This is a genomic window from Ruegeria sp. CDSA236, from assembly GCF_059611285.1.
The window spans coordinates 35,531-49,121 of record NZ_JBXWPG010000017.1; the positions used below are offsets into that span (position 1 = coordinate 35,531).

Consider the following 13,591-nt stretch of genomic DNA (forward strand, 5'->3'; position numbering starts at 1 on the left):
CAATGACCAACCCCGAACGTGGACGACGAAGGCGAGGGCGTGGCGCTGATGCCGCGCCTGTGACCAACCGCAAGGTCAACTACCGCCAGCTGAGGAATCCATTCCCGGTGATGGAGGTGTTTCCGGCGGATCAGATCGCTGACATGCACGAAACCGCGCTGCGTTTGTTGCAAAAGCTGGGCATCAAGGTGCTGCTGCCTGAGGCGCGGAGCATTTTTGCCAAAGCTGGCGCGCGCGTGGATGTCGATAGCGAAATGGTTTTTATTGGTCGCGACATGGTCGAGGCCGCCGTTGCCTCGGCCCCGAAATCCATCACCTGCCGAGCCGGTGCGTCGCATCGGGATTTCACATTGGAACTGGGCAGCCTTGTGTTCCAACCGGGGGCAGGGGCGCCGAATGCCACTGATCTGGAACGCGGACGTCGCCCGGCGACCGGGCAGGACTATCTGGAATTTCTGAAGCTCACCCATCATTTCGACGTGTTCCAGATGATCTCGCCTCAGGTTGAACCGCAGGATGTGCCGACCCCTCTGCGGCACTATTTCACCACGCAGGCGCAGATGGAGCTGACAGACAAGTTCCCATTCTTCTTCTCGCGCGGGACACCGCAGGTGATGGATTGCTTTGAGATGCTGACGACCGCGCGAGGCCTGTCGGATGACGAATTTAGGACCCACCCGTACAGCTATACGATCATCAACACGAACAGCCCGCGCACGCTGGACATACCGATGGCGCAGGGGCTGATCGACTTTGCGCGCCACGGGCAGATGTCAATCATCACGCCCTTTACGCTGATGGGGGCGATGGCACCGATCACGGTGGCGGGGGCCATCACCCTGTCCCATGCCGAGGCGTTGGCCGCACTGACTCTGACGCAATTGGCGCGTCCCGGCGCGCCGGTGTGTTATGGGACGTTCACCAGCAATGTGGACATGAAATCCGGTGCTCCGGCCTTTGGAACGCCCTCGCATTTTCAGGCCTCACTGGCGGCCGGGCAGTTGGCGCGGCATCTGGGCCTGCCGTGGCGCTCGGCTGCGGGGTCGGCTTCAAACATCAATGATGTGCAGGCGGCAAATGAAAACCAGTTTGGCCTGTGGGGGTGCCTGATGGCCGGGGCAACGGTGATCATTCACTCGGCGGGATGGCTAGAGGGCGGATTGACTGTGTCCTTTGAAAAACTGGTCTGCGACGCCGAAGTGTTGAACATGGTGGCCGAGCTGTGCGCCGGGGCGCAGGCTGGCGAAGCTGAAATTGGGTTCGGCACTGCGCTAAGCGAGGTTGAGCCCAGCGGACATTTCTTTGCATCCAGCCAGACGATGGAACGCTACAATACAGAATTCTACGAGCCACATGTCCATGATTATGCCAATTTCGGCACCTGGGCCGAGCGTGGATCGTTGGACGCAAACAGTCGTGCGACCGGTGTATGGAAGGAAATCTTGGCCAATTTTCAGCCACCTGAGCAAAACAGCGACCAGATAGGCGCGCTGAAAGACTTTATTGCCAAACGTACCGAAGCGGGCGGCGCGCCGCCGGAGAGTTAAATGAATACGAAACCCATCCTGCACCGGGACGATCCGGAAGCTGAACCGCTGATCGGCAATATCAAGGTCACGCGCGACGACTGGCTGAACGTGGCGTTGGATGTGCTAATCTCGGACGGGGTCGATCAGATCAAGGTGATGAATCTGGCGGAACGGATGGCCGTGTCTCGGTCGTCCTTCTATTGGTACTTCAAATCGCGCCAGGAACTGCTGGATGCTCTTCTGGCACGGTGGCAGGCCACCAATACCGCGGCATTGGTCGCGCAGGCTGAAGCTCCGGCAAAGACGATAACCGGTGCGGTGTGCAATGTGCATCGCTGTGTCGTCAATTCCGACCTGTTTGACACCGCGCTGGATTTCGCGGTGCGCGACTGGGCGCGCAAATCGGGCAAGGTGCGGCGCGCGCTGGACCAGTCTGACGCCCGACGGTTGCTAGCGCTGCACGCCATGTTTGCCCGCTTTGGCTATTCCGAGGTCGAGGCGGAAACCCGCGCGCGCGTGCTGTATTACATGCAGATAGGATACGATCTGGCGCAGCTGAATGAACCGATGTCCACGCGGATATCAATGGTGCCGCATTATCTATATGTCTTCACCGGGGTCGAGCCGAGGCCAGAGGAAGTGGAAGAATTCAGCGCCTATTCGCGCCATCACTGGAAAGGAGAGCCATCATGAGTCAACCAGATGCAATCATCATCGGAACAGGCGTGATCGGGGCGGCCATCGCGTTCGAAATGGCCAAGGCCGGGTGGAAAACCGTATCTCTGGACCGGAACGCTCAGGTTGGCCATGGCTCAACCGCCGGGTCCTGCGCGATCATCCGGATGCATTATTCCACCTTTGACGGCACGGCATTCGCCTGGGAAGGCTATCATTATTGGCGCGACTGGGCCGAGTATCTTGGCCTGCCGCAAGCCGCCGATCTGGCCCAATTCCGCGAAACCGGCTGTCTGGTCATGAAGACCGAGGCGAACGGGCTGCTGGAAAAACACATGAAGAACAGTTCCGCGCTGAATTGCCCGTTCGAGGAATGGTCCCCGGAACAGGTCACCGACCGGCTGCCGGTCTATTCGCAGGACAGTTTTGCCCCCGCTCGTCGCATGGATGACCCCGAGTTTGGGCAGCCCAACGGACGCAAGATGCAAGGCGGCGTTTACTGGCCTCAAGCCGGGTATGTCACCGATCCGGCCCTATCCGCACAGAACCTGATGGACGCCGCCAAACAGCACGGGGCCGAAGTGCGAACCGGGGCCGAAGTGGTCGAGATTTTGACTGATGGCGGGCGAGTTTCTGGTGTCAGGTTGGCATCGGGAGAAGACATTCATGCGAAAGTTGTGGTTAACGTAGCCGGGCCGGGTTCGGCCATCATCAACGGGATGGCCGATGTTCTGGATGACATGACCATTCAGACCCGCCCCTTGCGCCAAGAGGTCGTTCACGTCCCTGCGCCCGAGGGGTTTGACTTTGAAAATGACGGGACAATCGTGTCGGACAGCGATATCGCCTGCTATTGCCGGCCAGAGCATGGCAACCACATCCTGGTGGGCTCGGAAGACCCCGAATGCGACCCACATCAATGGTGCGAAGATGACGTAACCTATAATCGTGACTTTACCGACCAGTGGACGACGCAAGCGATGCGCTATGCCCAGAGAGTGCCCAGCCTTGGCATCCCTTCCAAGACCCGCGGTGTGGTGGACCTATATGATGCGTCTACGGATTGGATTCCGATCTATGACAAATCCAGCCTTCCCGGTTTTTATATGGCCTGCGGATCCAGTGGAAATCAGTACAAGAACGCGCCGATTGCAGGCAAGATGATGACGGCGCTGATCGGGTATTGCGAAGACGGGGCGGATCATGACAGTGCGCCGCTACAATTTGAACTGCCCTATATTGGACGCACAATCGACGTCGGTTTCTATTCCCGCAAGCGCCCGATCAACAAAGAAAGCAGTTTTTCCGTTTTGGGCTAGCCGACACGTCCTGATGCACTAGCATTCACGGGATCGAGTTGAGCCCGGACGCATATGACCAAATCGAAGAACAAGGTTCTGATCCTCGGCAGCGCCCCCACGGCGCTGTGTGCGCGGGACTGGGCGCGTACACCGTTCACGCATATAGTCGCTATCAACAATGCTTGGCGGGTCCGCGCGGACTGGGATTTTCTGATCCACCCCGAGGATTTTCCGACCAAGAACATGCCCACATCTGTCAGTGACATTCAGCGTATAGTCACTGCAAATGAATACGTTCCGATACAGAACGATTTCGGTGGGTTTGTCTATGCCGGGGGTACGATGGCCTTTACCGCCGGATACTGGGCTTTGTCTGCATTACAGCCCTCGGTTCTGGCTTATTGCGGTTGCGATATGATCTATTCCGGACAGGGTCGGACACATTTCTACGGCAACGGAGCCGCAGATCCGTTGCGACCCGATGTGACCTTGCGACTGCTCGAGGCGAAGTCGGCGCGACTAGGGTTGTTTGCTGCAGCGCAGGGCTGTCGCACAGTGCGATTGTCCGAAGGGCCAAGCCGACTGGTTTACCCCTCGGTCGACAGCGAAGATTTGTCTTCGGTCGAGATGCCTTCTACATCGGGGATGGCTGAGATCATACGGTCGGAGTCGGATCTTGGATATTTCGTGGAGTCTGGCCGGTACTGGGAGGTTGAGACCGAGTTCGACCCGCAGAAGATTGATGCCTTGGACCAGCGGTGGCTATCGCTCTATCCATCGGCCTCTCAGCTCTGAATTGCTGTGGTATTTCTGGTTCAGGCCGCGAATGTCGCCCAGGCCCAGACCATTGCCACATAGGTCAGATTATGCATGCACTGATCCAGCCCGGCTGCCCGCCAAAAGGCTGCCTGAGTCGGCATAAGCTGTTTTTTGTCGGAATAGCTGGCTTTGGCAAAATCGATGTTGAAATGAACTATCCACTCTAGCGCGGCAATGATCAGGATAAACGGCAGCGGAGCGCCGAAAACCAAAAAGACCAATACCGAACCAACAACATGCACAGCAGCATGTTGCGCGCGTCCCCAGTGAAAATACTCACCCCGGCCTGACAGCATCTTGGGCGTCTGGAGGTAAAAATCTGCAAACATATGTTTGATCTGCAATAAGCAGAGCATCAATAACACAGTGCCTAATGTGGCAGGCAAAAGACTCCTCCCGATATCGTCCTAAAGCGAACAGTAGGGGCTAATGTGAGGTTGCGCAAATGAACTTGTTCACATTCGGCAAATATCTGTTCAATTCGGAAACTATTTGCGTCTGCAGGCTTGATTGCGGTAAATTCAGACTGTTGAATTTACGAGAATTTCGTAAAGACCGGGTCAGTGATCCGCAGCAGGGGCAGGTTCCATAGAACGCACGATTTTCCGTTTTATCTGGAAATATTCAAAGCGCGACCAGCTGATTTTGCTGGCCGTAACCACGTCTTTGTTTCCGCTGCTATACCTGACGCTGGAACTGCCCAAGCGCATCATCAATGACGCGATCGGGGCTGCGACCCCTGTTGTTGATGTGCTGGGCTACAGCCTGTCGCAAACGAATTTTCTGATCATATTATGCATTGGGTTTCTGCTCGCCGTTCTGGCGCATGGTTTGATGAAAATGCGCATCAACACCATGAAAGGCGTCCTGAGCGAACGGATGCTGCGCCGATTCCGGTATCAGATGATCAGCCGCGCCTTGAGATTTCCGCAACCCTATTTCGAACGGGTCAGCCAAGGCGAAATGGTGTCGATGATCACCGCTGAAAGCGAGCCGATGGGTGGGCTGATGGGCGATGCGATCAGCCAGCCGGTATTGCAGGCGGGACAGATGATCACGATCCTGTCCTTCCTGTTCCTACAGAGCTTTTGGTTCGGGCTTGCTGCCGTTTCTCTGATCCCGTTACAGGCCTGGTTGATCCCAAAGCTGCAGCGCCAGATCAATCTGTTGAACAAAAGCCGCATCCAGGAAGTGCGCGTGCTGGCTGCACAGATTGGTGAAAACGCAGCAGGTGCGTCAACGCTGCGGGCAAATGGTGGCTGGCGGTATCGCCGGGCAATGATCTCGGATCAGCTGGGCCGGTTGTTTGAAATCCGCTTCGATATCTACCAGAAAAAGTTCTTTATGAAGTTCATCAACAACTTCATTTCGCAGCTTACCCCATTCCTGTTCTATCTGGTTGGCGGCATTCTGGTCTTGCAGGGCTCGGTCTCGTTGGGGGCGTTGGTTGCGGCTTTGGCGGCTTACAAGGATCTCAGTTCGCCTTGGAAAGAGTTGCTCACATATTACAACCAGACACAGGATATGTCCTTGCGCTGGGATGTTGTGATCGAACGCTTTGCGCCCTCTGGAATGCAGGACGAAAGTCTGTTCGAAGGCGAGCCCGACAAACATCCCAGGCTGGACGGGGATATTGTTCTGAAACATGCATCTGTTCGTGACATGGACGGGAATCTGGTTCTGGACGACCTCGATCTGACATTCCCAGGCGGTAAAACCATCGGAATCGCTGCGCCCAGCGAAGAAGACCGGCGCGCGGTTTCGGAATTGCTGACCCGAGAGATCCTGCCCAGTTCCGGCAGGGTAACGGTCGGGCAGGAAGATTTGTCAAAGCTGCATCAGGGAGTCATTGCTGCGCGGATCGGTTTTGCCTCATCGCGACCGGTTATGTTCCAGGGAACATTGGGCGACAATGTGATGATGCCGATGCGTCTTCGTCCTCTGTCGACAGAATCAGACGACCCCGGCTTTGCTGAAACAAGACGAGCGGGCAACAGTACCGACCCGTTTAGAGTTGATTGGCTGGACCCGTCGCTGGCTGGTTTGAACACCGTGGAAGACCTGCGCGACTGGTGGTTACAACTGATCGACGGTCTTGGTTCGGGCGCTGCCCTGTTTCAGCGCGGTGCTGAACAGACATTCGAAGCCAACGAGCACCCCGAGTTGGTCAGAAAACTGGTTGAACTACGGCCCAAAGTTCAGGAGGCAGTGGTCAAGGCTGGGCTGCAACAGCAGGCTCTGGTCTTTGATCGCAACAAGTATAATGCGGCTTTGCCGGTTGCGGAAAACCTGCTTTTCGCGACACCCTGCGTTCCGGTCACTCAGGAAATACTGACCCGTCAGGGCGTGTTTTTGGGGCAGCTGCGCGAGCTGGGCTTGGACGAAACCCTGGTCAGCCTGACGCGCGATGTCATAGATATGTTGCGCCAGATCTTTGGGTTGGACGGCACGGACCACCCGTTGTTCCGCAAGCTTGGCCTGCAGGCCGAAGTCTACGAAGCTGCAGTCGAACTGGTAGAGCGCACCCGAAACGAAGGTGTCGGCGGTCTGGATGATGGGCAACTGGCCAACCTTTTGGCGGTTCCGTTTGTCATCTCGGCTGAACAGATTGGTCCCGCGTTTACGGATGAATTGAAAAACCGCATACTTGAATTGCGGCAAAGCCACTCCGAAAAACTGCTGCAACATCTGAATGATGTCTTCGTACCGCTGAAGGAAACCGAGTTTGCCCCCGGTCTGACCGTGATGGAGAACGCTTTGTTCGGTAAGGTCAGCCAGATCGGCGGCGCGCGATCAGATGAGGTCCGTAAGCTGATCGTTGATGTCCTTTCTGAAAACGGAGCCCGACCTTTGGTGGTCGAGCTGATTTACGATGTACCGGTCTCGCTGGGCGGGCAGAACCTGCCTGCGGTTTTCGCCGAACCTTTGGCCTTTACGCGGGCTACGATCAAGAAACCCGACATTCTGATCCTTGATAATGCCTTGGCAAGCTATGACATGGAAACTCAGATTGCGGTCTATAAGAACCTGCGCGCCCTATTGCCAAATGCGACGGTGATTTATCTGAACGATCAGTACGAAAACCCTGACGTATTCGACATGTTCATAGAAATAAGGCAAGGTCGTGTGGTTTCAGACGAAGGACCCGCCGACGTGGAAGAAGATAGCGCAGCATCAGCCGATTTGGCGCGCAAGCTTCGTGCGCTGGAACAGACGCCGCTGTTTTCCGGTCTTGACCGCAGACAGCTGCGCCTTCTGGCATTTGGTGCGCGCTGGTTCCAGGCCCAACCGGGAGAGGTGGTGTTCCTGAAAGACGACCAGCCCACCGATGGGGCCTATGTCGTTTTGGAAGGCGAGGCAGGCCTGTATTTGCCGCAATCAGAAGGTCCCGATCAACTGATCGCAACGGTTGGCTCCGGCGCATTGGTCGGAGAGTTGGGGTTGATCCGAAAGGAACCCCGCGCCCTGAGCATGATTGCGGAAACCGACCTGTCTTGTCTGCGTATCGGTGAGGAAGAATTCCTGGCCGTGGTCGAAAACGATGCCGCAACCGCTTTCAAGCTGATGCAGGTGATCGCCGGCTATGTTTCGAACTAGGGGTTGGCTTCAGGTTTGCAGAACAGGTCGTATAGCAGCTGGATGACTTTCGCTGTATTTCCGTCTTGCAGGGAATAGTAGATGGTTTTGCCATCGCGCCGTGTCGACACCAGCTGTTCTTCTCGTAGGCGCGCCAACATCTGACTGACTGCGGCTTGCCGGATTTGCAGCAGTTTTTCCAGCTCACCAACCGATTTCTCGCCATCACCCAGATGGCACAAAATCATCAGGCGGCCTTCATGCGCCAGCGTCTTCAGGTACGCGGCGGCACGTGCTGCACTTTCCTGCATGCCGGGCGGAGTTTCGTCCGTATTCAGTGTTTCGTGGTCTTGAACTGTCACGCGCGTATAGGTTCCAAACTTGGCTTTGGCGCAATATGACTCAGAATTTCAGTACTTGTCACCCCTTTGCAGCAGGGGCACCGCCCTGAAAGGCGTTGCCGTTGGCATAGTCGCAAGGTTCTTCCTGCATCTGAAGGTGCAACCCATCGCCGGTATAGGGGTGTGAGCGGGCCAGATCTTCGTCCACTTCGATCCCCAACCCTGGCGCATTCGGTGCCACGACAAAGCCATTTTCAACGCGCAGTGAACCTTTGATCAAAGCGTCGTGATACGGCGTATCAATGGTTTCCAGCAACAGCAGATTTGGGATTGAGGCTGCCAGATGGATGTTGGCGGCCCATTCAACTGGACCAGCATAGAGATGCGGAGCCATCTGGGCGTTGAATATCTCGGCCATGGCTGCGACTTTCTTCATCTCCCATATCCCACCTGCACGCCCAAGCGCGGGTTGCAGGATTTCTGCAGCACCTGCGCGCAAAACTGCACCGAATTCGGCTTTGGTGGTCATGCGTTCCCCGGTTGCCACGGGTATTCGCACGTTGCGAGCGACGCGGGCCATGTCGTCGATCATGTCAGGTGGGGTAGGTTCTTCGAACCAAAGCGGTGAATAGGGTTCCAGCGCCTGACCCAGCCGGATTGCGCCTGCGGTGTTGAACTGACCGTGGGTGCCAAACAACAGGTCGGCCCTGTCGCCGACCGCTTCACGGATCGCTTTGCAAAAGGCAACTGACATCGAGATGTCGGACATAGCAGGCATATGCCCGCCACGGATCGTGTAGGGACCAGCGGGATCAAATTTTACTGCCGTGAAGCCGCGGCTCACCATTTCAGCTGCACATTCCGCGGCCTGGTCGGGCGAAGTCCAAAAGTCGGCCAGGTCATGCTGGGGCAGGGGGTAAAGGTAGGTGTAGGCCCGGATGCGTTGATTAACCAGCCCACCCAAAAGCGCATAAACCGGACGGTCGCGATCTTTACCCAGAATGTCCCAACACGCGATTTCCAACCCTGAAAACGCACCCATTACGGTCAGGTCGGGGCGCTGGGTAAAGCCGCTGGAATAGACGCGGCGGAACATAAGCTCGATATTCTCGGGGTTCTCGCCGAGCATATGCCGTTCAAAGACATCCCGGATTACGTGACACATAGCTTCAGGTCCAATGGATGAGGCATAGCATTCGCCCCAACCGGTGACGCCTGTGTCGGTAGTAACCTTTACCAGTATCCAGTACCGGCCACCCCAACCCGGAGCAGGGGGGGCCGTGACAATGATATCGAGATCCTGCAGTTTCATAGGATATACTCCAGCCGGGGCTGCTTAGGCCCTGTCAAACATGATGACGTTTCGTTTGGCCGATCCGGTTTTGGTATCCGCAATCGCCTCGTTGATTTGCGACAAGGACCAGCGGCCCGAGATCAGTTCATCCAGCCTCAGCCGCCCCTGTTCATACAGGTCGATCATCCAGGGAATATCACGTTGGATCACCACATCCCCCATCTTTGACCCGATCAGCCCCTGACCAAGTGCGGCCAGGACAACAGGTTCATAGCTTGCCATGTCGCCGGAATGGGGCATCCCGATCATGATGGCCTTACCGCCTCGGCCAAGATAGCGAACGGCCTGGTCATAGGCCGGGATTGCACCGACTGTGATCAGCACGGCATCGGCCCCTCGACCGCCAAGTGCGCGGTAAGCTGCCTTCCATGGTGCGTCCAAAGTGGCCAGAACGCCGTGGGTTGCACCAAATTCCTTTGCAATGGCCAGTTTGTCCTCGGTCATGTCGACAGCAACGATACGCCGGGCACCCGCAATCCGTGCGCCTTGTATGGCGTTCAGGCCAACGCCTCCGGCCCCGATCACGACGACATCCTGACCCGGGCGCAGACCGGCTGCATTCACGGCAGCGCCCACACCGGTGATCACCCCGCAAGACAGCAGACTGGCCACATCCTTCGGCATGTCCTCGGGGATTTTCACGATCTGCCGGTGGCTGACCACGACTTTTTCGGCAAAAGCCCCGCACGCCATTGCTTGCTCCAGCGGGCCCCCGTCAGCGGTGCGCAACGGACCTTTTACAGTGTCGTGGGGTGTTTCACATAAGGTTGGCTTGCCACCCGCGCAGGAGGGGCAGGAACCGCATGCACGGATCAGCGTCACCACGACGGAATCGCCAACCTCGAACCCTTCGGTCATGCCGCCCGTTGCGGTGATCACACCCGCGGCCTCATGGCCATATACAGCGGGCAGGAATCCACCCCAGGCGCCGCTGGCGAAAGAAATGTCGGAATGGCAGATCGCAACCGCATCTAGGGTGACCTCGACTTCGCCGGCGGCGGGCGGGGCGATCAGCACGTCTTCTATGACCAGGGGTTTGTCGAATGCCCGACATACGGCCGCCTTGATGGATTGCATGATGTCCTCGTATTCGGTTTTAATCACGGTGGCGCGGTTCGGAATGACCTGCAAGGCCGAAACCGTCATCGTCATGTCGTTGTTATGCAGAAATGGGGCGAGATCTGTAAAAGAGGATAAGGCCGACAATCATAAGGCACATGGCCAGAAGAAACGGCGCGCCGGGAAAATAGATGGCGGTGCCGGGCTTTGCGAACCAGGCAAATACGCTGCTCATGACCAGAGGGGAAATCACCATGGAAAGCGCGTGCAGTGAAGTTAGCACGCCCTGAAGCTCTCCTTGTTGCGAATCTGGTGTTGCGCGCGAGGCCAGAGCCTGGATTGCCGGGGTTGCGACTGCGCCGATAGCCGTGATCGGGATCAGCATCAGCGCGATTATTCCATTGGTCAGAAAAGCCAGAAGCAAAAAGCTGACAATCTCGAACACCATCCCGAGAAGGATTGTTACGCGTTCGCCGAGATAACGTGTGGCGGGGCGTATCAATCCGCCCTGAACCGCGGCCATTCCAATTCCGTAAAGTCCCAGCGACACACCAATCATCTGGGGTGACCATCCAAAACGCTCGGCGGTGAAATAGGCCCAAATGGCCGGATAGACATAGATTGAGACAGAATAGAGGAAATAGACCCACAACATCGGACGGATCCCCGGCAGCGCCGCGATGGCACGCAGTGAATTCACGGGGTTAGCGCGGCGCAGGCTGAACGGGCGCCGGTTCTTATCGGTCACCGTTTCAGGCATCACCATCAAACCGACGCCGAATGTTATGGCCGAAAGCGCTGCGGCAGCCCAGAAGGGCGCACGGGTCCCATATTCGCTCAGCAATCCGCCGATGACCGGACCCAGGACAAAGCCAACCCCGAATGCCGCCCCTAACAGACCGAAATTCGCAGCTTTTTCGTGGGGTTTCGACACATCCGCCATGAACGCCGCGGCGGTGGAATGAGTTGCGGCTGTGATCCCGCCGACGATCCGACCGGCAAGTAATAGCCAGATACTGCCAGCAAGCGCCATGACCACATAGTCCAGCGACATGACAAACAGCGATACCAACAATACCCCCCTGCGCCCGAAAGCGTCAGACAGGTTGCCCAGGATCGGTCCAAAGATAAATTGCATCGCTGCAAAAGCGGTGCTTAGGACGCCGCCCCAGATCGCCGCGCTGGCCAGCGTACCACCCTGAACATCAATAATGAGCTCGGGCATAATGGGCAGCACAAGGCCAATCCCCATTGCATCAATCATGACAGTGGCAAGAACAAACAGAAAAGGTAAGCGCATGGGAACCGACAAAGAAAGTTTCGGGCACCCTATCGGGGGTCAGGTTCAGAGGAAAGCCGCAAGATTTCGCAGATCAGTCAAGAGTATCAAAGCCCTGCGCGATGTCGTCCAATAGATCGGCCAGTTTTTCAGGGTGCGAAAAGAATGGCGAATGAGAGCTTTGGATGGAATGGCGCATTCCCTCGGGCATGCTGAGGCTCATGATGTGCTGGTATTCAGGCGGGATGGTATTGTCGTCGAGTGTTCGGATATATGCTTTGGGCATATCCTGAAAATGTGCTGTCAGGGTAAGCCGTGTCTCCTGAGGTGCAATGGCCTGCGGGCAAAGCCGAGCCAGCGCATAAAGCAGGACCTCTTCCGGGCAGTCGTGGTAAAACAAGGCCTTCACGCTATCGGGTTTGACCGTATAGGACAGCCCGTCAGTCGATTTTTCGACGGCATCAACTATTGTTTGCCGCGGTGATTTCCGGCGCATCTCGACCATCGACAATCCGTTCTCGGGGACGTAGGCGGACAGGAAAACAAGTCCGCGCATCGCATCCGGTCTCAATTCGGCGGCGGCACTAATGGGGTATCCCCCCCAAGAATGGCCGACGATGATCGTATCCGATCTGCTCGCAGCCAGAACGGCGTTCCGGCAACTGTCCAGGGTCACCTGGTCGATCGACGTCGGGTCAGATCCGTGGCTGGGCATATCAATTGCGCGGACCGAATGGCCGCGTGTTTCAAGTGCTGGGATCAAATCTCTCCAACACCAGGCACCATGGCATGAGCCATGGACCAACAGAAAATCCGCCAAAGCAATGCTCCTTCAGATATGACCGATGCCAGTCAAAAAGTCTTTTAGTAGCGCCGCGTATTCAATGGGTTGTTCGACGCAGGGCAGATGGCCCGCTTTGCGTATCAATTCGAAACGGGCACCGGGAATAAGATCAATGGTTTCTTTTACTAGATCCGGCGGGGTAGAGCCATCCTCGCTGCCCGCAATGCCCAAAGTCGGCAAACGCAGGCCACTTGTCGGCGTGTAAAAATCGGTTCCGGAAATGGCGGCGCAACATCCCAGATAACCTTCAACAGGTTGCCGCACCATCATGTTGCGCCATAGCAGGTGCTGGGGCGACGCGTGGAAAGCCCGCGAGAACCAGCGCTCCATAGTTGAGTCGGCTAACATTTCGATGCCGCCGATCCGGACGGCTTCGATACGGTCCGCCCAAATCGCCGGGGTGGCTATTTTGGCCGCTGTATTTGACAGAACCAGCCCGCGAATCAAATCCAGGCGTTTGACGGCCAGACCCTGCGCGATCATCCCGCCGATGGACAGACCGACAAAAACGCAATCTCGGACCTTTAGGTGATCCAGAAGGCCTTCGGCATCGCGGATCAGCGCCCCCATCGAATAGGGCGCCTGAGGCGCCGAGGACAGGCCATGCCCGCGTTTGTCATATCGAATGACTCGCAGCCCATCAGGCAGGTATGGCAGCATCGCGTCCCACAGGCGCAGATCAGTGCCCAGCGAGTTCGCGAACACGATCGGCGCGCCTTGTGGGTCGCCGTCGATCCGGTAATGAAGCTGTACATCCCCAAGGTCAGCTATCTGCATAAAAATCCTCTGTCTTTGCATGCTGAACTGACACGCT

Annotated in this window: 12 protein-coding genes; 5 read left to right on the forward strand and 7 right to left on the reverse strand. The window is 56.8% G+C overall.

Annotation, left to right across the window (positions count from 1 at the left end; translation table 11 throughout):
• Positions 1 to 2: 2 nt before the first annotated feature.
• Genes AC2FLB_RS19805 through AC2FLB_RS19820 form a run of 4 tightly spaced genes read left to right on the forward strand, consistent with a single transcriptional unit; the run spans position 3 to position 4,300 of the window.
• Positions 3 to 1,547 (forward strand): trimethylamine methyltransferase family protein, encoded by a 1,545-nt coding sequence (locus AC2FLB_RS19805; protein WP_496709923.1) that lies wholly within the window; start codon positions 3 to 5, stop codon positions 1,545 to 1,547.
• Positions 1,548 to 2,222 (forward strand): TetR/AcrR family transcriptional regulator, encoded by a 675-nt coding sequence (locus AC2FLB_RS19810; RefSeq protein ID WP_496707682.1) that lies wholly within the window; start codon positions 1,548 to 1,550, stop codon positions 2,220 to 2,222.
• Positions 2,219 to 3,523, forward strand: coding sequence for an NAD(P)/FAD-dependent oxidoreductase (locus AC2FLB_RS19815; protein WP_496709924.1), 1,305 nt, complete (start codon positions 2,219 to 2,221; stop codon positions 3,521 to 3,523). The genes AC2FLB_RS19810 and AC2FLB_RS19815 overlap by 4 nt, the downstream gene beginning before the upstream one ends.
• Positions 3,524 to 3,577: 54 nt before the next feature.
• Positions 3,578 to 4,300 carry a hypothetical protein gene (locus AC2FLB_RS19820; protein WP_496709925.1) on the forward strand — a complete coding sequence of 241 codons (723 nt, stop codon included), beginning with the start codon at positions 3,578 to 3,580 and terminating at the stop codon, positions 4,298 to 4,300.
• Between the two features lie 20 nt (positions 4,301 to 4,320).
• Here AC2FLB_RS19820 and AC2FLB_RS19825 read toward each other — a convergent pair whose 3' ends face one another.
• Entirely contained in the window at positions 4,321 to 4,680 is a 360-nt protein-coding gene (locus tag AC2FLB_RS19825) for a DUF3307 domain-containing protein (protein WP_496692932.1), read from the reverse strand.
• Positions 4,681 to 4,924: 244 nt separating this feature from the next.
• Between AC2FLB_RS19825 and AC2FLB_RS19830 the strand changes: the two genes are divergently transcribed.
• Positions 4,925 to 7,921, forward strand: coding sequence for an ABC transporter transmembrane domain-containing protein (locus tag AC2FLB_RS19830; RefSeq protein ID WP_496709944.1), 2,997 nt, complete (start codon positions 4,925 to 4,927; stop codon positions 7,919 to 7,921).
• Here AC2FLB_RS19830 and AC2FLB_RS19835 read toward each other — a convergent pair.
• The 6 genes from AC2FLB_RS19835 to pcaD all read right to left on the reverse strand — a co-directional run bounded on the left by AC2FLB_RS19835 (position 7,918) and on the right by pcaD (position 13,554).
• Positions 7,918 to 8,211: an ArsR/SmtB family transcription factor gene (locus AC2FLB_RS19835; protein WP_142639497.1), complete on the reverse strand. Its 294-nt coding sequence runs from the start codon at positions 8,209 to 8,211 to the stop codon at positions 7,918 to 7,920. The genes AC2FLB_RS19830 and AC2FLB_RS19835 overlap by 4 nt on opposite strands.
• Before the next feature lie 109 nt (positions 8,212 to 8,320).
• Positions 8,321 to 9,553, reverse strand: a complete 1,233-nt coding sequence (locus tag AC2FLB_RS19840) for a mandelate racemase/muconate lactonizing enzyme family protein (RefSeq protein WP_496709926.1) — start codon at positions 9,551 to 9,553, stop codon at positions 8,321 to 8,323.
• A 24-nt stretch (positions 9,554 to 9,577) separates the two neighbouring features.
• Positions 9,578 to 10,672 (reverse strand): Zn-dependent alcohol dehydrogenase, encoded by a 1,095-nt coding sequence (locus AC2FLB_RS19845; protein WP_496709945.1) that lies wholly within the window; start codon positions 10,670 to 10,672, stop codon positions 9,578 to 9,580.
• 82 nt (positions 10,673 to 10,754) lie between these two features.
• Positions 10,755 to 11,954 carry a TCR/Tet family MFS transporter gene (locus AC2FLB_RS19850; RefSeq protein ID WP_496690370.1) on the reverse strand — a complete coding sequence of 400 codons (1,200 nt, stop codon included), beginning with the start codon at positions 11,952 to 11,954 and terminating at the stop codon, positions 10,755 to 10,757.
• Positions 11,955 to 12,027: 73 nt separating this feature from the next.
• Positions 12,028 to 12,753 carry an alpha/beta fold hydrolase gene (locus AC2FLB_RS19855; protein WP_496692935.1) on the reverse strand — a complete coding sequence of 242 codons (726 nt, stop codon included), beginning with the start codon at positions 12,751 to 12,753 and terminating at the stop codon, positions 12,028 to 12,030.
• Positions 12,754 to 12,765: 12 nt separating this feature from the next.
• Positions 12,766 to 13,554: a 3-oxoadipate enol-lactonase gene (gene pcaD / locus AC2FLB_RS19860; protein ID WP_496692936.1), complete on the reverse strand. Its 789-nt coding sequence runs from the start codon at positions 13,552 to 13,554 to the stop codon at positions 12,766 to 12,768.
• Positions 13,555 to 13,591: the final 37 nt, after the last annotated feature.